We start from the raw sequence: 19333 nt of genomic DNA on the forward strand, positions 1-19333 counted from the left end.
ATCACGGCCCCAGGCAGTATCGTCATTCAGAAGATGACGTGCAGGTCGTCAGGGCTGAATGCCGATATTGCCTAAGTGATTGCCCTTTGCCCGCGTCGCTCCTAAGTGCCGAGCCGCTATGACCGAGCCGTTGACATTCGCCGTGCCGAAGGGCCGCATCCTGGACGAAGCACTGCCCGTGATGGCGCGCGCCGGCGTCGTTCCCGAGGCGGCGTTCCACGACAAGGGCAACCGGGCGCTCAGCTTCGCCACCGAACGGGCGGACATGCGCCTGATCCGGGTGCGCGCCTTCGATGTCGCCACCTTCGTCGCCCATGGCGCGGCGCAGGCCGGGATCGTCGGCTCCGACGTGGTCGAGGAATTCGCCTATGCGGATCTCTACGCGCCGGTCGATCTCGACATCGGCCACTGCCGCCTGTCGGTCGCCCGCCCCAAGGACGCACCGCAGGAGAGCAGCGGCCATATCAGCCACCTGCGCGTCGCCACCAAATATCCCAACATCACCCGGCGGCATTTCGAGAGCCTGGGCATCCAGGCCGAATGCGTGAAGCTGAACGGCGCGATGGAGCTTGCCCCCAGCCTCGGCCTGGCCGGGCAGATCGTCGACCTCGTCTCCACCGGCAGAACGCTGCTGGAAAACGGGCTGGTCGAAACCAGCGTCATCCTGCCGGTTTCCGCGCGGCTGATCGTGAACCGGGCCGCGCTCAAGACCGACCCGAGGATCGGCGAGCTGGTGGAAGCGTTCCGCGCCCAGGGCCGGAAGGACGCGGCCTGATGCGCCGGCTTTCCACCACCGATCCGGATTTCGAGCGGGATTTCGACAAGCTGGTGGCCGACCGGCGCGAAAGCGATGCCAATGTCGCGCAGACCGTCGCCACCATCCTCAACGAGGTCAAGCGGCGCGGCGACCCGGCTTTGCTGGATTACACCATCCGCTTCGACGATTTCACGCCCGCCGGCGAGGATGACTGGCGCATCGCGCCCGAGGCCTGCGCGGCGGCCTATGATGCGCTGGACGGCAAGCTGCGCGACGCGCTGGAACTCGCCGCCGCGCGCATCCGCGCCTATCACGAAGCGCAATTGCCCGCGGACCGGGACTATACCGACGCGGCAGGCGTGCGCCTCGGCGCGAAGTGGCGCGCGGTCGACGCGGCCGGGCTTTACGTTCCCGGCGGCCGCGCCGCCTATCCGTCCTCGCTGCTGATGAATGCGATCCCCGCCAAGGTCGCCGGGGTGGAGCGGCTGGCGGTCTGCACGCCCACTCCGCGCGGCGAGGTGAACGAGCTGGTACTGGCGGCCGCGCATCTCGCCGGGGTGGATGAACTCTGGCGCGTCGGCGGGGCGCAGGCGATCGCCGCGCTGGCCTATGGCACTGGGCGCATCCGCCCGGTCGACGTCATCACCGGCCCCGGCAATGCCTGGGTGGCCGAGGCCAAGCGCCAGCTTTACGGCGTGGTCGGGATCGACATGGTGGCGGGGCCGAGCGAAATTCTGGTCATTGCCGATGGCAGGAACGATCCGGACTGGATCGCCGCCGACCTGTTGAGCCAGGCCGAGCACGATCCGTCCTCGCAATCCATCCTCATCACCGACGATACCGCCTTCGCCGAGCAAGTGGAGGACCGGGTCGATGTGCAATGCGCCATGCTGTCCACCAGCAAGGTCGCCCGCAAGAGCTGGGACGACCATGGCGTCATCATCACCGTCTCCGATCTTGCGGAAGCGCCCGCCCTCGCCAATCGCCTCGCGGCCGAGCATGTGGAGATCGCCACCGACGATCCCGAAAGCCTGTTCGGCGCGATTCGCCATGCCGGGAGCGTGTTCCTCGGGCGGATGACTCCCGAAGCGGTGGGCGACTATGTGGCAGGCCCCAATCACGTCCTCCCGACCGGGCGCCGCGCGCGCTTCGCCTCCGGCCTGTCGGTGCTCGATTTCATGAAGCGTACCAGCTTCATCGCGCTGGACGATGCGGCGCTGGCGGGTATCGGCCCGGCCGCCGTCGCGCTCGCCGAAATGGAAGGGCTGCCCGCCCATGCCCAATCCGTGAAGCTGCGCCTGCCATGAACCAGCCCACCCGCCAGTCCCGCGCCCAGGCGCGGTCCGCCGCCCGCCTCGCCGCCGTGCAGGCGCTCTACCAGCACGAGATGGAAGCGACGCCGATCGCCAGATTGCTGGACGAGTTCCACCAGCATCGGCTGGGCGAGGAAATAGACGAAGCGCAGATGGCTGAAGCCGAAGTCGATTTCTTCGACGATGTGGTGAAAGGCGCGACCGCGCGACAGACGGAGATCGACAATCTGCTGGAAGCGCGGCTGGCCGAGGGCTGGAGCCTCAAGCGGCTCGACCGGACCATGCTGCAGATCCTGCGGGCCGGGACATATGAGCTGCTCGCCCGCGCCGATGTGCCCACCGCCAGCGCGATCAGCGAATATGTCGATGTCGCCCATGCCTTCTTCGATGCGCGCGAAGCCAAGTTCGTGAACGGCGTGCTGGATGCCGTGGCCAAGGCGGTCCGCTGAACCTTCCACGCCGGGGCCTTCCCGCCGCACCGGCCGGGCGGGGCGGCAAAAGCGGTTTTCCTACAGCGCGCCGATTTGGCATAGGTGGCCGATGCCGCGCCGCGATGCCTTCCCTTCTCCCGCCTTTTCTCAGGGAACTTCCATGCCCCGGAGCGGGTCGGGATTTTGTCCCTTGAACAGTGTCAACTGTGTCAACCTGCCCGATGCGGTAGAAGCGCGGCGGGCGCGCGGCCATGAATGAAGCCCAGAACATTGCCGCCCTGCGCAGCCTGGCCACGCACCCCGCGGCGCGCGGATTGCAGGACGATGTGGCGGTGCTGGAGGTCGGCTCGGAAACGCTGGTTCTGACCCATGACATGATGGTGGAAGGGGTGCATTTCCTGCCCTCGCAGGATCGTGCCGACGTGGCCTGGAAACTGGTGGCGACCAATCTTTCCGATCTGGCGGCGAAAGGCGCCGTGCCGCTGGGCGTGCTGGTGGGGCAGATGCTGGGTTCCGGCGATGCCCGATTCATTGCCGGGCTGGATGAGGCGCTGGCGCATTACGGCACGCCCCTGCTTGGCGGGGACACGGTTTCCGCCGCCGACGGGGCGCAGGCCTTCGGCCTCACCGCGATCGGCCGCGCGAGCTATACGCCGGTCCCCTCACGGGCGGGCGCGAAGCCGGGCGATATTCTCTGCGTCACCGGCCCGGTGGGCGCCGCCATGATGGGGTTCGAGGCCCTGCGCGATGGAACGGGTGGAGACAGCCTGGCCTATCGCCGCCCCGCCGCCCTGCTCCGCGAAGGGCAGGCGCTGGCCCCCCATGCCAGCGCGATGATGGACGTTTCCGACGGCTTGCTGCTCGATGCCTGGCGGATGGGCAAGGCCAGCAGTGTGACGCTGATGATCGAGAGCGCCGCCGTCCCGCTCGCCGCGCCGGAGCATCGCCGGCAGGATGCCCTGCGCTGGGGCGACGATTACCAGCTGCTGTTCACCGCGCCGCCGGACGCCGCCTTGCCGATGCCGGCCCATCGGATCGGCGAGGTGCGCGAACGGCAGGGCGCGCCGCTCATGCTGGATGGGCGGGAACTCGGCGACCCGGCCACGCTGGGCTATCAGCATGGCGGCTAGCCTTAGCCGGACCGGAACGGATTAGAGAGCCGAGCAATCCACCCCGCGCTTTTCCAGTATCGGCTTGAGCGCGAAATAGGCTTTCCTGGTCCGGTGATTGGGAATGCCCGGATAGAGGTGATGGATCAGGTGGGTTTCCATGCACATCGACAGCACATGGCCGAGCCTGCTCTTGAAGATGCGGGTGTTTTCATACCGCCCCTTCTTGCCTTCGCGCGGATGATGCGGCGCCCAGCTCAGATAGAAGCGGATATAGGACAGGCCGACATGGCGCGGCAGCCACCAGATCAGGGCCGCCTCGATGGCATAGCCGCTCCATGCCATGGAAAACAGCACGGTCATGAAGAACAATTGCAGGATCAGCGTATCCTTGAGCGCCTTCGCGGCTTCCGGCGTGCCCATCTCCGCCAGGATGCGCTTGTAGTGGTGGATCGAGCCATCCACCCCGGGCTGGCGGTTATACCAGGTCTTGTACCAGGCAGCCCACATATTGGGCGCTTCATCCGTATAGTCCGGGTCCTTCTCCGGATCGTTGCAATGATAGTGATGTTCCAGGTGCATCAGCCGCGCCATGCTGAACGGAAACACGATCGGGATGGTCGAAACCTTGCCGACCCATTCGTTGACCCAGCGCCACTTGCTGCCATGCCGGGCGATGTTGGAGTGCATCGCCTCGTGGCTGGTGACATAGCCGCCGGTGGCGAAGATGCAGGACAGGACGCAGGCCAGCGGCAGGTTGAGCTTGCCCATGATCGCCAGCGGGAAGAAACTGAGCCAGACGGCGAAGCAGCCGAACGCCGCCACGACATAGGGCCACATCGCCCCGCCGTGGAACTGCTGGGCAATCGCGATCTCTTCCCTGCGCAGGTCGCGCCGGGTGTAGCGATCCAGCCCGTCCGGGCCGAGCGGCAGCGCGGGGCGATCGAGCGCCGGCGGCGCTTCCGCGCCGGGCTGGCGCAGCAGCAGATCATGCTCGTTCACAGCCACCGGCCCCGGATATTGGCGATCAGCCCCCAGGCGCCGCCGAACAGCAGGCCGAACGCGACAGGGCTGAGGCCCAGCGGCGGATCGACTTCCCAGAGAACCATGATTTGCGCGGTCAAAGGCGCGATGAATCCCAGTCCGAAAAGGAACGGCATGATCGCGAACAGTTTTTTCAGAGCCCCGGCCATAGGGTTAATATTGCATAAACCATGAAATGCCGCAAGAAATCGCAGCGGCCAGTTCAGCTAATCACTCTGTGCGCTGAAATCGCTTTAGGGTTGCGCACCCCGGCACTGTGCTTAATACCTGCGTCCGAGCTTGCGGCCATGAATTACCCAGACCGCCGGCTATGAAAAGAGAAAGGGGGTTAGGGTGGACTTGATAGTCATCGCAATTGTTCTGGGGCTGCTGGCCGTATTGTACGGTTTCATTACCAGCCGCCAGATACTCGGCGCGAATGCCGGCAACGAAAAGATGCAGGAAATCGCGGGCGCAATCCAGGAAGGCGCCCAAGCTTATCTGAAACGGCAATATACCACTATCGGCATTGTCGGCGTTGTCGTCGCCGTCATCATCGCCGTGACGCTGGGCGGGATTTCCGCCGCCGGCTTCGCAATCGGCGCGATCCTGTCGGGCGTGGCCGGATTCATCGGAATGAACGTTTCGGTGCGATCCAACGTGCGGACGGCGGCGGCGGCGCAAACCGGGCTGCAGCAGGGGCTGACCCTGGCCTTCCGGGCCGGGGCGATCACCGGAATGCTGGTGGCCGGCCTCGCTCTTCTCGCGATCGCCGTGTTCTTCTGGTATCTGATCGGGCCGGGCGGCTACACCGTCGGCGGCGAAGACCGCACCGTGGTCGACGCGCTGGTCGCGCTCGCCTTCGGCGCTTCGCTGATTTCGATCTTCGCCCGTCTCGGCGGCGGCATCTTCACCAAGGCCGCGGACGTGGGCGCCGATCTCGTCGGCAAGGTCGAGGCAGGCATTCCCGAGGACGATCCGCGCAACCCCGCCGTGATCGCGGACAATGTGGGCGACAATGTGGGCGACTGCGCCGGCATGGCGGCCGACCTGTTCGAAACCTATGTCGTCACCGTGGGCGCCACCATGGTCCTCACCGCGCTGCTGCTCAAGGGCGTGGGCGACCTGCTCGTTCCGCTGATGGCCCTGCCGCTGCTGATCGGCGGCGCCTGTATCGTCACCTCGATCATCGGCACTTACTTCGTCCGCCTCGGCGGCGGGACGAACATCATGGGCGCCATGTACAAGGGCTTCCTGGTCACGGCGATCCTCTCGATCCCGGCGATCTGGCTGGCCACCAGCACGGCCCTGGGCGGGGACATGAATTCCGTCATCGGCGGGGAAGTGGCCGCGGATGCGGCGGCCGCCACCTTCGACGGGGTGCTCATCGAGGAAGCGGTCGCCACGCAGGCCGGCGGCTTCACCGGCATGGACCTGTTCTGGTGCTCCATGCTCGGCCTCGCGATCACCGGCCTCATCATCTGGATCACGGAGTATTACACGGGCACCAATTACCGCCCGGTGCGCTCCATCGCCAAGGCATCGGAAACCGGGCATGGCACGAACGTGATCCAGGGACTGGCCGTCAGCCTCGAGGCAACCGCCCTGCCCACCATCGTGATCGTAGCGGGCATCATCGGCTCCTACCAGCTCGCGGGGCTGATCGGCATCGCCTATGCCGCCACCTCGATGCTCGCGCTGGCGGGGATGGTGGTCGCGCTCGACGCCTATGGCCCTGTCACCGACAATGCCGGCGGAATCGCCGAAATGGCCGGGCTTGACGACAGCGTGCGCGAAAAGACGGATGCGCTGGACGCGGTCGGCAACACCACCAAGGCCGTGACCAAGGGCTATGCCATCGGTTCGGCGGGCCTTGCCGCGCTGGTGCTGTTCGCCGCCTACACCACCGACCTGAAGGAATTCTTCCCGGATCTGAACGTCGATTTCAGCCTGGAGAATCCCTATGTCATCGTCGGGCTGCTGCTCGGCGCCCTGCTGCCCTATCTGTTCGGGGCGATGGGCATGACGGCCGTGGGCCGTGCCGCGGGCGATGTGGTGAAGGATGTGCGCGACCAGTTCGCCGCCGATCCCGGCATCATGGCGGGCACCAGCCGGCCCAACTATGCCCGAACGGTGGACCTCGTCACCAAGGCCGCGATCAAGGAAATGATAATCCCGTCGCTGCTGCCGGTGCTGGCCCCGATCGTGGTCTATTTCGTGATTACCGCGGTCGCGGGCGACAAGGCTGCGGGCTTCGCGGCGCTGGGCGCGCTGCTCCTCGGCGTCATCGTCGGCGGGTTGTTCGTCGCGCTCTCGATGACCTCGGGCGGCGGCGCCTGGGACAATGCCAAGAAGTATATCGAGGACGGCAACCACGGCGGCAAGGGCAGCGAAGCCCACAAGGCCGCGGTGACGGGCGATACGGTGGGCGATCCCTACAAGGACACCGCCGGCCCCGCCGTCAACCCGATGATAAAGATCACCAATATCGTCGCCTTGCTGTTGCTGGCTGCCCTCGCGGCAGGCTGACCGGCAGCAACGCCTCGAAGAACTGGCGAAAGCCCTGTCCGCAAGATTTGCGGGCAGGGTTTTCCCATTTTCGGACAGCGGCGAAATCCGCGCCCAGCCTTAACAATTGATTGGGCCAGTCGCGCTAAACCGCCATGGACGGGTGAGTCCGTCGTCTCGGAAGGTTAATGGATTTGGCTGGCAAAGCCTCTCTCATGTTCGCGTCGGGTGGCGCTGCGGGGTCGGGTCCGATGAGGGCCGATGCGGCAAGCGGCGATCCGAGGCTGCGCGAGATCCGCCCGGCCGAACTTGGCGACCGGGCGTTCCTCGATTGCTGGGATGCCTTGGCGGCGACGGCCAGCGAGCCGAATCCGTTTTACGAAAGCTGGTATCTGCTGCCCTCGCTGCGGGCGCTCGACCCGCAGAAGCGCGTGAAGATCCTGGTGCTGGAGGCGGCCGGCATTCCCCTGGCGCTGATGCCCATTTCCCGCTCGATGACATATTACGGGAACCCGCTTCCCCATCTTAGAAACTGGACGCATGCGAATTGCTTCCTGGGCTGCCCGCTGGTGGCGCAGGGTGCGGAGATCGCATTCTGGCAAAGCCTGATCGACTGGGCGGACGAGAACGCCGGATATGCGCTCTTCTTCCATCTTGCCCATCTGCCCCTGTCGGGACGACTCCATCGCGCCCTGCGCGACCTGCTGGTGGAACGGGGCAGGCCGGCCGCTCTCGTCTTTCGCGAGGAGCGCGCGATGCTCGCCTCGGACAATTCCGCGGACGCCTATCTGGAGCAGGCGCTGTCCGGCAAGAAGCGCAAGGAACTGCGGCGCCAGCACAAGCGGCTTGCGGAACAAGGGGCCCTGGACTTCACGCGCGAACCGGGACGGGACGGTCTGGATCGCTGGATCGAGGATTTCCTCCAGCTTGAAATGCGAGGCTGGAAGGGCAAGGCCGGCTCCGCCCTCGGCTGCGCCGATGCCACCGCCACCCTGTTTCGCGAAGCGCTCGCCGGCGCCAGCGCCGCCGGAAGGCTGGAACGCCTCAGCCTCACTCTCGACGGCAGGCCGATCGCGATGCTGGCCAATTTCCTTTGTCCGCCGGGCGCCTTCTCCTACAAGACCGCGTTCGATGAAAACTATGCCCGCTTCTCCCCCGGCGTCCTGCTGCAACGGGAAAATCTGGCGCTGCTCGGCCATGAACGGATCGAATGGTGCGACAGCTGCGCCACCGCGGATCACCCCATGATCGATCATATCTGGCGGGAGAGGCGCGCGATCGGGCGGATCAGCTTCGGCATCGGCGGGGCGGCGCGCCAGAGCGTGTTCCGTCAGATTGCAAGGCTGGAAACAGGCACGAATACGGGAAGCATAGGGTGATGATGGAAATGCCTTCTCCTGAACCCAGCGACGGCGCCGGGCATGGCATCTTCGCGCAATCGGCCAGGCGGATATTCGCCGCGTCCTATCCGGAAACGCCGCATATCCTGAAGCACGAGCTGCGCGCGCATCCCCTGCTGGAGCGCGAAGCGATGGCCCGACTCGCGGAGCGGCTGCCTGCCCGTTCCATCGAATATAACCGCGGCGACCTGCCGATCGGAGTGGACGGCAAGCCCCAGGCAAACGGCCTCAGCATCGGCGAAACCATAAGGGATATCGCCAACAGCGGCAGCTGGGCCGTGCTCAAGAACATAGAGCAGGACCCGGCCTATGCCGCATTGCTGGAAGGGTTGCTGGAGGAACTGCAAGGCTGCATGGAAATCCGCACGGGCGAGATGCTCACCCCGCAGGGGTTCATCTTCATTTCCTCGCCCAATGCGGTGACGCCATATCACTTCGATCCCGAACACAACATCCTGCTGCAGATCGAAGGCAGCAAGATCATGACCCAGTTCCCCGCCGGGGACCCGCGCTATGCGCCCGATACCGCGCATGAATCCTACCACACCGGCGGCCCCCGGGAACTGCGCTGGAACGAGGGCCTGGAACAGGGCGGAACGCCCTTCCCGCTGCACCCAGGCGATGCGATCTATGTTCCGGTCATGGCTCCGCATCATGTGAAAGTCGGCCCGGAGCCTTCCGTTTCCCTCTCCATAACCTGGCGTTCCGAATGGAGTTACGCGGAAGCGGATGCGCGTTGTTTCAATGCATTGCTGCGCAAAAAAGGATTCTCGCCCAGAGCCACTTCGCGATGGCCTCGCCACAATCTCGCGAAGGCGTTTGCCTGGCGCGCGATCCGCCGCATCTGCAGTTTACATTGACGACTCGCTCCCTCCCGCCGCAATATCGCGGAATGCAATATCCCCCTACACCAGAGCAGCTCGTTGCCGACCTCGTGCTCCTTCTCGATATGGAGCCACGCGGCACCGACCGGTTCGAGGGCCGGCGCAGGAAGGGCGGGGTCGGGCGCGTCTATGGCGGCCAGGTCATCGCGCAGGCGATTGCCGCCGCGGAAAGGACCGTTCCCGAAGACCGCGCGGCTCATTCCCTGCACGCTTATTTCCTGCGCGGCGGCTCGGAAGACCTGCCGATCGATTATGCCATCATGCGGGATTTCGACGGGCGCAGCTTTTCCAATCGCCGGGTCGTGGCGACCCAGCGGGGCGAGCCGATCCTCAATCTGACGGCATCGTTCCAGGTGCCGGGCACCGGCCTGAGCCATCAGAGCACGTCGATCAGCGACGTTCCCCAGCCGGAGGATCTCGAATCCGACAATGTCGTCAGCCGCAGATACAGCGACGAGATCAGCTTTCCGCATCAAACCAAGATCGGCATGCCGGGGCCGATCGATTATCGCAGCGTCGAAGCGTTGCGCTGGCTGGAATCCGGCAAGTCTCCGCCCATCGCCCACACCTGGTTCCGCACGGTCGCGCCGCTGCCGGACGATCCCCGCGTGCATCGCGCGGTGCTTGCCTATGCATCGGACATCAAGCTGCTGGGCACCTCGATCTTCCCGCACGGTTACCGATGGGGAGATCTCCTGTCGGTCAAGCCCGCCAGCCTCGATCACGCGATCTGGTTTCATGAGCCGTTCCGCGCGGATGAATGGCTGCTCTACGTCACCGAAAGCCCATGGGCCGGCCATGCCCGCGGTTTTGCCAGTGGCCGGATATTTTCCCGGGACGGGCGCCTTGTCGCCAGCGTCACCCAGGAGGGGATGATCCGGGTCGTCGGCGGCGAGGGCTGAGCCGCATCACCCGCTCGGGTGATAGAAATCATACACCGCCTGGGCCACGGCCGAGCTTACCCCCGGCGCCCGCTGCAGATCTTCGAGGGCGGCCGCCCGCACTTTCCCCGCCGTGCCGAAATGCAGCAGCAGGGCGCGTTTCCTGGCCGGGCCGATGCCCGGTATTTCATCCAGCGGCGAGGCCTGAATCGCGCGGCTGCGTTTCGCCCGATGCGCGCCGATCGCAAAGCGGTGCGCTTCATCCCGCAGCCGCTGCAGGTGGAACAGGACCGGCGAATTGAGCGGGAGCGTCTTTTCCCTGCCGTCGGGAAAATGGAACACTTCGCGCCCCGCGTTGCGATCCGGGCCTTTCGACACCGCGATCAGGGGAACATCCTCGATCCCCAGTTCCTCGAGCGTATCCCTCACCGCGCTCATCTGGCCCTTGCCGCCGTCGATCAGCACCAGATCGGGCCACTCCCCGCCATCCCGATCCGGGTCCTCCTTCTGCGCTCTCGAGAAGCGCCGGTTCATCACTTCGCGCATCATGCCAAAGTCGTCATTCGATTGCGCGCTCTTGATGTTGAACTTGCGATACTGGTTCCTGAGGAACCCTTCCGGCCCGGCAACCACCATGCCGCCGACCGCCTTCGCGCCCTGGATATGGCTGTTGTCGTAGATTTCGATGCGGCGCGGCGCGTCGGGCAGTTCGAGAAACTCCGCCAGTTCGCTCAATATCCTGGCTTTGGTGGAGCTTTCCGCCAGGCGCCGGTCCAGCGCTTCCGCAGCATTGCGCCCGGCCTGCTCGACCAGCCGCCGCCGGTCCCCGCGCTGGGGCACGGAGATCGCCACCCGCTTGCCCGCCGCTTCCGACAGCGCTTCCTCCAGCAACTCGCGCTCAGCCGGCTCGCGATCGACCAGCACATGCCGGGGCGGCGGCACTTCCTCGTAGAATTGCGCCAGGAAGCTCTCCAGCACCTCATCCTCGCCCAATCCCTCGGGATGGCGCGGGAAGAAGGCCCGGTGCCCCCAGTTCTGCCCGCCGCGAATGAAGAAGGCCTGGATGCCGATCTGTCCCCCCTTCGCGGCCAGCGCGAAGACATCGGCATCGCCCACCCCGCTGGCGTTGATCGCCTGACTGCCCTGGATGAAGGTCGCCGCCCGCAGCCGGTCGCGCAGCAGGGCGGCCGTCTCGAAATCGAGCGCTTCGGACGCCTGCCGCATCTGGCCTTCGATGGTCTTCTGCACTTCGGAGGATTTCCCGCCGAGGAAATCCTTCGCCTGCCCGACCAGCTCGGCATAGCCCTGCTCATCGATCCGGCCCACGCAGGGCGCGGAGCAGCGCTTGATCTGATAGAGCAGGCAGGGCCGGTCGCGGCGCGAGAAGAAGCCGTCGGTGCAGCTGCGCAGCAGGAACAGCTTCTGCAAGGCATTGATGGTGGTGTTGACCGAGCCGGCGCTGGCGAACGGGCCGTAATAATTCCCCTTCGCCTTGCGCGCGCCGCGATGCTTCGTGATCCGTGGAAAGGCGTGGTCCGCCCGCAGCAGGATGAAGGGAAAACTTTTGTCGTCGCGCAGCAGCACATTGTAGGGCGGGCGGAAGCGCTTGATCAGCTGCGCTTCCAGCAGCAGGGCTTCCGCCTCGCTGTTGGTAGTGACGATTTCCATCCCCCGCGTCTGGCTGACCATGCGCTTGAGCCGCAGCGGCAGGCGTTCCACCTGGGTATAATTCGCCACGCGGTTCTTCAGCGCCCGCGCCTTGCCGACATACAGCACGTCGCCCCGCGCATCGAGCATACGGTAAACGCCGGGCTTCGGCTTGAGCGCGCGCACCGTGTCGCGGATCGCCTTCACCCCCGCTTCGAGGTCAGGCTGGGCCGAACGCACGGTAAAGGCCGCGCGTTCCTCATGGAAACGCTCGGCGCTGGCACGATCGGGGGGAGTGGCGGACTTCCTTGCCATGGACGAGGAGATAGCCACTCCTCGCCGCTTTTGGGAGCCCCGCTCCACCCTGCGACCGCAAAAAAGGGGCCGGATCGCTCCGGCCCCTTTCCGAGTTTCTGCCTGATGGCGAGAGCTTACATGCCCGCGCCCGGACCGTAGGTGATCTCGACCCGGCGGTTCTGCAGTTCGCGCACGCCGTCGGCGGTCGGAACCCGCGGATTGGCCTCACCGAAGGCTTCGCTGGTGATCCGGTCGCCCGGAATGCCACGAGCGGTCAGGTAATCGCGGACCGACGAGTTACGCCGTGCCGAGAGGCCGAGGTTGTATTGCGTGGAGCCGGAACGGTCGGTGTAGCCGGCCAGCATGATCGGAACCACATCGCAATTGCCATAGGCGGTCACCGCGCTGTCGAGGATGGTCGCGGCTTCCGGCGTGATGTCGGAGCGATCCCAGTCGAAGAACACGATGTACGGACCCTTGTTGCACGCGACCTCAGGAGCCGGTGGCGGGGGCGGCGGGGGCGGCGGCGGGGGTGGCGGCGGCGGGGGCGGCGGAGCCGGTTCCGAAGCGCGGCCGAAATTGTAGGTCAGCGTCGCCAGCAACGAATGGGTTTCAGTCTCTATATCCAGGCCGCCGTTGCCCGTGTCGAACCTCGGGATCGGCGCGTTATAATAGCGATATTTCAAGCCGATATCGACATTCGGAGTAACCGGATAGCGCAGGCCCGCGATACCTTGCCAGGCCAGATCGGATTCCTTGATCCTGAAAAAGCCAGGGCCGGTTTCATTGAGCATCTTGACGCGGGCCTTGCTGATCCCGGCGCCACCGCCGATGAAAAACTGCAGACCGTCATCCTTGCCGATGTCGATCATCGCATTGGCCATCAGGCTCAGCGCATCGAACTTGCCGTCGATGGAATAGCTCGTCCCGGGCAAGCCGGCCACCAGGCCGGAACCGTCCCGGAATGTATCGATCCCGAGATTGCGGTAGCTGCCTTCGGCTTCGATCCGGAACACTCCGAAATCATAGCCGACGACGGCCTCGACATCGTAACCGATATCGGTGTCGAAATCCGTGTCCAAGGCATCGCCATTGAGGAACACATTGGGATCGTGCTTGGTTACGGTGCCACCGGCGCCTACACCGATATACGCACTGCCATCCCGCGCGAAGGCGGGCGTTGCCAGGACGGTCGTCGCCATGGCCAATCCGATGAGATATCTTTGCATATACATGCTCCCTTGAACCCTGTTGGGCCTGACATTGGGGGCCCAAGACAAGGCCCCCGGCGAGGTGAGAACAATCCGGGTTGCAGGAAAGTTCCAGAAATATTGAGAGAATCCGACAGAAAGGCGGAAACTCGCGATCAGTTGAGGCGCGGATGTCTGCGATTTAGGCAGGAAAATCGGCTGTAAACGGCAAGCACGCGCCAGCCGCCAGGCTCGGGGCCTTGCCGGCCGGAAGATATGCCAACCCAAATGGAACAGGAACGCCTCCCCGCCTCGCTCGTTGGGAGGGCTGGAAAAAGAGGGAATTGCGGATGTTTGGAAAGATTATCGGCGCCATAGCGGGCGAACGGGCAGCCCGGCACGTGAGCGGTGTCAATGGCCCCATGGGCGCGGCGCTGGGCGCGGGGGCGGTGGCCCTGGCGCGGCGCTTCGGGCCTCTCGGCATTGTGGCCGTCGCGGCCGGCGGCTATGCCCTCAAGCGCTATCGCGAAAAGCAGGACCGCCAGCATGGCGAAAAGGCACCTGCCCATCCTCTATGAAAGGATGAATCCCCCCCCTTCCCCCGTTGCGAAACAACCAAGAGGATTTTCCCATGATTGAGAAAACGCATTGCATCATCGCCGCCGCGCTGCTTGGCCTCGGTCTCTCGGCCTGTTCCGAGCAGACGCAGGACAGCGCATCCGCCACGGCCGACATGGCGGCAGAGGATATCGAGAACGCGGCCGACACCGCCGGCCAGGCGGTGGAAGACGCGGCGCAGGCGGCGGGCGAAGCGGCCGACCGCGCGGTCGCGGCCACCGATGAACTGGGCGACAAGGCGGAACAGAAAGCCGCGGAAGTAGAAGCCTCCATCCACAATGAAACGGTGGACGAAGCCAAGGCCGATTGACAAGGCCGATCGCCTGCGGTTTTCCAGACAGCGGGTTGGCCTGTCTGCGGCGCTTACAGCGAGAGCGTTGCAGACAGGCCTTCTATTGGGACGCTGCCGCTCACCCTTCGGCACACCTGCCACGAGCCTCGGCGAAAGGGGCACGACGAACGGGTTTTACGCCGCATTCCCGCGCTGATGGCCACGCCCTGCCAGCCCATCAGAACATCTTGCGGAACTCGACCTGGAAGAAGCGGCCGGCCGGATCGAGAAACGCCGGATCGTAGCGCAGCGGCACCACGCCGTTGTCATCCGTGACCCGCTGCTGCGCATCGAAGATATTGTCGACCCTGAACGACAGGCGGCTGTTCTTGAGGAACGGCACCTTGTCGGCCAGGCTTTCCTGCTGCCCGAAGTCCACGAAGAGCCGCATATCGAAAGTGGCGATGGGATGGAACCGCAGCGACGAGCTGCCCGGCGCTCCGCTGCCGTCCACCCGGCTGCCGCCGAGATATTCGCCGGACAGGCGCAGGCCGAAGCCCTTGTAATAGACCCCGCCCCGCAATTCCATCTCATGCCGGGGCTTGGGGGTGGAAGCCAGCGAATCCCCATCCAGCAGATCGAGCAGCGGGCCGTTCTCGGCTATGCGCACGGTTTCGTCGAAACGGATGGTGTGGAAGAGGGCCAGATTCCATCGGCCACCACCACCGCCGCGCGCCCCCGGTCCGAACCCGGGTCCGCCCATTCCGCCGGCTCCACCGCCAGCGCCGCGAGAGCCGCGATCTCCGCCCTGGCTGGCGGCGCCGCCGATCCGGTCCGAGATATCCAGGCCGTAGCGCACCCTGCGGCTCTTCTCCCGGTCGAACGTCACCGGGCGCTGGTCGATCTGGAGCAGGACGCCATTGGCATCGCGGATCACCCGCCCGGGGAACGCGGCCTCGATCGCCGGAGTGAGCAGGGGAAAGGACGCCGTGACATCGGTGGATGTCTCGTCGAAATATTCCGCGATCAGCTTGGAGCGGTCGAAGAACGGCAGGTCCCAGTTCACGCCGATCTTCCAGTCCCGCTGCTTTTCCGCCAGAAGCGCGGGATTGCCGCCGCCGATGACGTCGGCGAGCACGGTCTGGCCGGTCGCGAAATCATACACTGTGCTGTCCAGCGTGACGATCTGCGGCGCGCCGAGTTGGCTGAGGCTGGGGGCCTCTTCCGCGTAAAGATAGCTGACCTGCAGGTTGAGCTTGTCGGTGATGCCCCAGGTCAGGCCCGCGCTCCAGTCATACAGCGTGCCGAAGTCCGAAAGGTGGTCCACCCCGCCGGAAAGATTGAGCGTGAGATTGCCGATGGCGTCCAGCACGCCTTCGCGGCGGCTGGCGATGGGAATGCCGAGAGTGAAGCCCGCATTCGCATTGCCCCGGGTGAGATCGGTCTTGATGCCCGAGTTTCTCGTGTCGACGCTCTGGATGTTGTCCCAGTCGAACCCGCCCTTCACTGTGAGCGACAGAGGCCCGGCCGGCAGACTCGCGGGCGCGCCGATCAATGTGACAAGGGCGCTGGCGTCCTCCGTATTGCTGCGGGCGCGGTCGATCGGGCCATCGAGCACGAGGCCGCTCGCCAGCAGCGTGTCCACCGGCGCGTCGATGGCGATCGTTCCGGCCAGCGCCGCATCGACCAGCGCGGTGGTATCGGCGCTGCGGTCAATCAGGGTCCGGCCTTCCGAATGCGCCCAGTTGGCGGTGGCCGCAAGTTGCCAGTCGCCCAACGGCTTGTTGAGCGTGGTGCCCAGCTCGAAGCCGGTGGTGCGGGTGCGGCTGCGGCGCGCATCGAAGCCCGGCCCCTCGGAATAGAGCGTGCGCAGGGCGCTTTCGCCATTGGCGTCGGTCAGCGTCACCGCATCCAGGCCGGAAAGGCGCTCGCTGTCGGATCGCGTCACTTCCGCGCTGAAGGCCAGGGAGCCGTCGCGGCCGCCCTCGCCAAGGCCGGTCGACCAATTGCCGGTGAATTTGAGATCGCGGCTGTCGGGCACCAGCGAACGATATGCCGCCGGATTGGGGTCGCCCGCCAGCGGCGCCACGCTGGACGAGAAAATACCGCGCTCCGCCTCGGTCAGCGCAGAGGTATCGTCGGCCTCAACGGTCAGGTTCAGGCGCCGGGGGCCGTCGATCCGCACGACCGACGCTTCCAGTTCATTGGTGGAATAGCCGCCCTTGCCCGGCCAGCCCAGACTGGCTTCCACGGTGGTGGACATGAAATTATCCTTGAGGATGAAGTTCACGACCCTCTGGTTGGCGGAATAGCCGAATTGCAGGGCCACCTCCTCGGGCAGCACCTCGATCCGGCGGATCGCCTCGGGCGGATAGTTGCGCAGCTCGCGGAAGCCGGAGACACGCTGGCCATTGAGCAGGATCACCGGCTGGCCATCGCCGCGCCCCCTGCCGGACCCGGCCTGCGGCGCGATTTCGGCCAGCAGTTCCTGCAGGGAGCTGGCGCCGTAGCTGGCGATTTCCTCTTCCTCGATCACCGCCAGCGGAGGCTGCGCGGAATCCACGGAACCGCGATAACGCTCCGCCGTGACGACGATCTCCTCCTCTTCCGCCACGGCGGGATTTTGATCCACGATCTGCGCCAAAGCCGGAGTGGCAATACAGATCGAGAGGATGGAACAGCCAAGAATACGCAAGTGAATCCCTTTCAAAACATCTTGCAGGCCGCCCTCTCCCGGCGTCATTTCCAGCGTAATGCTTATTTTGCCTGGCCCCATTCCATTAGGCGGCGAGAATGAACGCCTGATGATCGAAAGGTGGGGCGCCCATTCACGAGGGCTTTCGCAAGTGGCTTTCCTTTTGCCTTTTGACGCAGCGAACGCTATGGCGCGCGCCCATGACAAACATTGCACACGGAAACTAACCGCCCATGGCGAAAGAAGAACTGCTCGAGATGCGCGGCAAGGTAGTGGAATTGCTGCCGAATGCCATGTTCCGGGTGGAGCTGGAAAACGGCCATGAGATCCTCGGCCACACGGCCGGCAAGATGCGCAAGAACCGGATTCGCGTGCTGGTGGGCGACGAAGTGCTCGTCGAACTCACCCCCTACGACCTGACCAAGGGTCGCATCACCTATCGCTTCATGCCCGGCAGGGGCGGCCCAGGGCCGCAATAGGCATGGCGGGCGTAATCGCGCCGCCCTCTCTCATCCTCGCATCTGCCAGCCCGCGCCGGCGGGATCTTCTCGCGCGCCTTGGCATAGAACCCCTGCGCGCGGCGGGCGCGGATATCGACGAGACGCCGGCCGCAGGAGAAATTCCGCGCTGCTACGCACAACGCATGGCCCGCGAAAAGGCTCTGGCTGCGGGCGACCCGTCGAGCTTCGTGCTGGCCGGGGATACGGTCGTGGCGGTCGGGCGACGCATCCTGCCGAAGGCGGAAGACCAAGCCACCGCGCGCCGCTGCCTCGAACTGCTGTCAGGCCGCCGCCATCGCGTGTTCTCGGCGGTTGCGCTGCGCGCACCGGACGGCGCGGTCACGGAGCGCCTGAGCGAAACGCAGGTCCGCTTCAAGCGGCTGTCGGACGAGGAAATGCGCGCCTATCTCGCCAGCGGCGAATGGGACGGCAAGGCCGGCGGCTATGCCATCCAGGGCCAGGCCGAAGGGCTGATCGCGTGGATCGCGGGCAGCCATTCCGGTGTTGTCGGCCTGCCGCTGTTTGAAACCCGGGCCTTGTTGAAGGCGGCAGGATTTCGCCTTGGCTGAATGGCTGGTCGAACAGGGCATCGGCGAGGAACGCGCGATCCGGCTCGATCATGGCGCCATAATTGCCGCCCGCGCGCATTGGCCGGGCACGCTCGCCGCCGGTCAGGTCGAGGACGCGGTGCTGGTGTCGCGAACCACGGGCAGCGCCCGGGGCACGGCCCGCTTCGCCAATGGCGAAGAGGCGCTGGTCGACCGCTTGCCCCGCGACGCCAGCGAAGGCGCCCGCCTGCGGCTGAAAGTGACCCGGGCGGCGATCGGCGAAGTGGGGCGCGCCAAGCTGGCGCAGGCAAGGCCCGCCGACGAACCCTTGCGGCCCGCTCCATCGCTTGCCGAGATGCTGCGCCAGGAAGGCCATGACGTCCGGCTGGTGCATCGCTTCCCGGTGGATGGCCCAAGGGATGGCCCCGTGGATGGCTGGGACGCGCTGGTCGCGGATGCCTTCGCCATGCGAATGGAGTTCGCGGGCGGTGCGCTTCACCTTGCGCCGACCCCGGCTATGACTCTGATCGATGTGGACGGCACGCTGCCGCCGCGCGAGCTAACGCTTGCCGCCATTCCCTCCATCGCATCCGCGATCGCGCTGTTCGATCTGGCGGGATCTATCGGCATAGATTTCCCGACCCTCGCCGCCCGGGCGGACCGGCGCGGCGTGGACGAGATGCTGGCGCAAGTGCTGGCGGGCTGGCCGCATGAGCGCACCGCCATGAACGGCTTCGGCTTCGTCCAGCTCGTCTCGCGGCTGGAGCGCCCTTCCCTGATCCATCGAATCGCCCGCAGCCCGGCGGCAGCCGGAGCGCGTCTGCTGCTGCGCCGGGCGGAAGCGGTCGCCGCCCCGGGCAAATTGCTGCTCACGGCGCATCCCGCTGTCGTGGCGGCGGTGCCGCCCCCATGGCGCGACGAACTTGCCCGCCGCGCCGGGCGGCCTATCGCATGGGCCGAAGATCCGGCGCTTGCACTGGAAGCCGGTTTCGCGCAGGCCGTGCAGCCATGACCCAAGGCAAGCCCTGTCCGATCTGCAAGAAGCCGCGCACGGCGGAGTTCGCGCCGTTCTGTTCCGCCCGCTGCCGCGACCGGGATCTGGCGAACTGGTTCAACGACGGCTATGCCGTGCCCGGCCCGCCCGCATCCCCGGACGATCTGGCGAACGAGAACTGATTTCCCCTTGCCATAGGCGTGAGGGTTCGCCATAGGCGCGCTCTCCAATCGCTCGCCGGTCTTCTTGCAAGACCGCCGCCGCAGC

General features: G+C 65.7%; 19 protein-coding genes. 14 read left to right on the forward strand and 5 right to left on the reverse strand.

Annotated features, from left to right (window positions below):
• The first annotated feature begins 118 nt into the window (after nt 1-118).
• The 4 genes from hisG (at nt 119) to thiL (ending at nt 3631) form a co-directional block, all read left to right on the forward strand.
• Nucleotides 119-775: an ATP phosphoribosyltransferase gene (gene hisG / locus U8326_RS08740; protein ID WP_324739773.1), complete on the forward strand. Its 657-nt coding sequence runs from the start codon at nt 119-121 to the stop codon at nt 773-775.
• Entirely contained in the window at nt 775-2064 is a 1290-nt protein-coding gene (gene hisD / locus U8326_RS08745) for a histidinol dehydrogenase (protein ID WP_324739774.1), read from the forward strand. The genes hisG and hisD overlap by 1 nt, the downstream gene beginning before the upstream one ends.
• Entirely contained in the window at nt 2061-2519 is a 459-nt protein-coding gene (gene nusB / locus U8326_RS08750; RefSeq protein WP_324739775.1) for a transcription antitermination factor NusB, read from the forward strand. The genes hisD and nusB overlap by 4 nt, the downstream gene beginning before the upstream one ends.
• A gap of 233 nt (nt 2520-2752) precedes the next feature.
• A complete protein-coding gene (thiL, locus tag U8326_RS08755; RefSeq protein WP_324739776.1) occupies nt 2753-3631 on the forward strand; it encodes a thiamine-phosphate kinase in 879 nt (292 codons plus the stop codon).
• Between the two features lie 21 nt (nt 3632-3652).
• On the opposite strand, the gene U8326_RS08760 is transcribed toward thiL, so the two are convergent.
• Together U8326_RS08760 and U8326_RS08765 are read right to left on the reverse strand one after the other, a co-directional pair.
• Nucleotides 3653-4612: a fatty acid desaturase gene (locus tag U8326_RS08760; RefSeq protein ID WP_324739777.1), complete on the reverse strand. Its 960-nt coding sequence runs from the start codon at nt 4610-4612 to the stop codon at nt 3653-3655.
• Entirely contained in the window at nt 4609-4803 is a 195-nt protein-coding gene (locus tag U8326_RS08765; protein ID WP_324739778.1) for a hypothetical protein, read from the reverse strand. Before U8326_RS08765 ends, U8326_RS08760 begins: the two co-directional genes overlap by 4 nt.
• A gap of 184 nt (nt 4804-4987) precedes the next feature.
• Between U8326_RS08765 and U8326_RS08770 the strand changes: the two genes are divergently transcribed.
• The 4 genes from U8326_RS08770 to U8326_RS08785 all read left to right on the forward strand — a co-directional run bounded on the left by U8326_RS08770 (nt 4988) and on the right by U8326_RS08785 (nt 10327).
• Nucleotides 4988-7162 carry a sodium-translocating pyrophosphatase gene (locus U8326_RS08770; protein ID WP_324739779.1) on the forward strand — a complete coding sequence of 725 codons (2175 nt, stop codon included), beginning with the start codon at nt 4988-4990 and terminating at the stop codon, nt 7160-7162.
• 230 nt (nt 7163-7392) lie between these two features.
• Nucleotides 7393-8520, forward strand: a complete 1128-nt coding sequence (locus U8326_RS08775; RefSeq protein ID WP_324739781.1) for a GNAT family N-acetyltransferase — start codon at nt 7393-7395, stop codon at nt 8518-8520.
• Between the two features lie 2 nt (nt 8521-8522).
• Nucleotides 8523-9401 carry a transcriptional regulator gene (locus U8326_RS08780; RefSeq protein ID WP_324743566.1) on the forward strand — a complete coding sequence of 293 codons (879 nt, stop codon included), beginning with the start codon at nt 8523-8525 and terminating at the stop codon, nt 9399-9401.
• A 32-nt stretch (nt 9402-9433) separates the two neighbouring features.
• Nucleotides 9434-10327, forward strand: a complete 894-nt coding sequence (locus U8326_RS08785; RefSeq protein WP_324739782.1) for an acyl-CoA thioesterase — start codon at nt 9434-9436, stop codon at nt 10325-10327.
• A gap of 6 nt (nt 10328-10333) precedes the next feature.
• Here U8326_RS08785 and uvrC read toward each other — a convergent pair whose 3' ends face one another.
• Together uvrC and U8326_RS08795 are read right to left on the reverse strand one after the other, a co-directional pair.
• Nucleotides 10334-12268 carry an excinuclease ABC subunit UvrC gene (gene uvrC, locus U8326_RS08790; RefSeq protein WP_324739783.1) on the reverse strand — a complete coding sequence of 645 codons (1935 nt, stop codon included), beginning with the start codon at nt 12266-12268 and terminating at the stop codon, nt 10334-10336.
• Between the two features lie 116 nt (nt 12269-12384).
• The gene (locus U8326_RS08795; RefSeq protein WP_324739784.1) at nt 12385-13479 is read right to left on the reverse strand and encodes an OmpA family protein; all 1095 of its coding nucleotides are present in this window, start codon (nt 13477-13479) and stop codon (nt 12385-12387) included.
• 311 nt (nt 13480-13790) lie between these two features.
• Here U8326_RS08795 and U8326_RS08800 point away from each other — a divergent pair, with 311 nt between their 5' ends.
• Nucleotides 13791-14018 carry a hypothetical protein gene (locus tag U8326_RS08800; protein ID WP_324739785.1) on the forward strand — a complete coding sequence of 76 codons (228 nt, stop codon included), beginning with the start codon at nt 13791-13793 and terminating at the stop codon, nt 14016-14018.
• A gap of 53 nt (nt 14019-14071) precedes the next feature.
• Entirely contained in the window at nt 14072-14368 is a 297-nt protein-coding gene (locus U8326_RS08805) for a hypothetical protein (protein WP_324739787.1), read from the forward strand.
• A 199-nt stretch (nt 14369-14567) separates the two neighbouring features.
• On the opposite strand, the gene U8326_RS08810 is transcribed toward U8326_RS08805, so the two are convergent.
• Complete coding sequence (locus U8326_RS08810; RefSeq protein ID WP_324739789.1) at nt 14568-16961, reverse strand: TonB-dependent receptor plug domain-containing protein; 2394 nt, start codon at nt 16959-16961, stop codon at nt 14568-14570.
• A gap of 296 nt (nt 16962-17257) precedes the next feature.
• On the opposite strand from U8326_RS08810, the gene infA reads away from it, so the two are divergent.
• Genes infA through U8326_RS08830 form a run of 4 tightly spaced genes read left to right on the forward strand, consistent with a single transcriptional unit; the run spans nt 17258 to nt 19248 of the window.
• Nucleotides 17258-17503, forward strand: coding sequence for a translation initiation factor IF-1 (infA, locus tag U8326_RS08815; protein ID WP_021689091.1), 246 nt, complete (start codon nt 17258-17260; stop codon nt 17501-17503).
• A gap of 2 nt (nt 17504-17505) precedes the next feature.
• Complete coding sequence (locus U8326_RS08820) at nt 17506-18093, forward strand: nucleoside triphosphate pyrophosphatase (RefSeq protein WP_324739791.1); 588 nt, start codon at nt 17506-17508, stop codon at nt 18091-18093.
• Complete coding sequence (locus tag U8326_RS08825) at nt 18086-19084, forward strand: ribonuclease (RefSeq protein WP_324739792.1); 999 nt, start codon at nt 18086-18088, stop codon at nt 19082-19084. The genes U8326_RS08820 and U8326_RS08825 overlap by 8 nt, the downstream gene beginning before the upstream one ends.
• Entirely contained in the window at nt 19081-19248 is a 168-nt protein-coding gene (locus U8326_RS08830) for a DNA gyrase inhibitor YacG (protein ID WP_324739793.1), read from the forward strand. The genes U8326_RS08825 and U8326_RS08830 overlap by 4 nt, the downstream gene beginning before the upstream one ends.
• Nucleotides 19249-19333 lie beyond the last annotated feature (85 nt).

This window comes from Tsuneonella sp. CC-YZS046 (assembly GCF_035581365.1).
In the GTDB taxonomy this organism is placed as follows: domain Bacteria; phylum Pseudomonadota; class Alphaproteobacteria; order Sphingomonadales; family Sphingomonadaceae; genus JAWKXU01.

Coding starts and splice junctions, on each gene's coding strand:
- U8326_RS08785 (WP_324739782.1), top strand. CDS start 9,434: ATGCAATATCCCCCTACACCAGAGCAGCTCGTTGCCGACCTCGTGCTC.
- U8326_RS08820 (WP_324739791.1), top strand. CDS start 17,506: ATGGCGGGCGTAATCGCGCCGCCCTCTCTCATCCTCGCATCTGCCAGC.
- infA (WP_021689091.1), top strand. CDS start 17,258: ATGGCGAAAGAAGAACTGCTCGAGATGCGCGGCAAGGTAGTGGAATTG.
- uvrC (WP_324739783.1), bottom strand. CDS start 12,268: ATGGCAAGGAAGTCCGCCACTCCCCCCGATCGTGCCAGCGCCGAGCGT.
- U8326_RS08780 (WP_324743566.1), top strand. CDS start 8,523: ATGGAAATGCCTTCTCCTGAACCCAGCGACGGCGCCGGGCATGGCATC.
- nusB (WP_324739775.1), top strand. CDS start 2,061: ATGAACCAGCCCACCCGCCAGTCCCGCGCCCAGGCGCGGTCCGCCGCC.
- U8326_RS08830 (WP_324739793.1), top strand. CDS start 19,081: ATGACCCAAGGCAAGCCCTGTCCGATCTGCAAGAAGCCGCGCACGGCG.
- thiL (WP_324739776.1), top strand. CDS start 2,753: ATGAATGAAGCCCAGAACATTGCCGCCCTGCGCAGCCTGGCCACGCAC.
- hisG (WP_324739773.1), top strand. CDS start 119: ATGACCGAGCCGTTGACATTCGCCGTGCCGAAGGGCCGCATCCTGGAC.
- U8326_RS08775 (WP_324739781.1), top strand. CDS start 7,393: ATGAGGGCCGATGCGGCAAGCGGCGATCCGAGGCTGCGCGAGATCCGC.
- hisD (WP_324739774.1), top strand. CDS start 775: ATGCGCCGGCTTTCCACCACCGATCCGGATTTCGAGCGGGATTTCGAC.
- U8326_RS08765 (WP_324739778.1), bottom strand. CDS start 4,803: ATGGCCGGGGCTCTGAAAAAACTGTTCGCGATCATGCCGTTCCTTTTC.
- U8326_RS08805 (WP_324739787.1), top strand. CDS start 14,072: ATGATTGAGAAAACGCATTGCATCATCGCCGCCGCGCTGCTTGGCCTC.
- U8326_RS08800 (WP_324739785.1), top strand. CDS start 13,791: ATGTTTGGAAAGATTATCGGCGCCATAGCGGGCGAACGGGCAGCCCGG.
- U8326_RS08795 (WP_324739784.1), bottom strand. CDS start 13,479: ATGCAAAGATATCTCATCGGATTGGCCATGGCGACGACCGTCCTGGCA.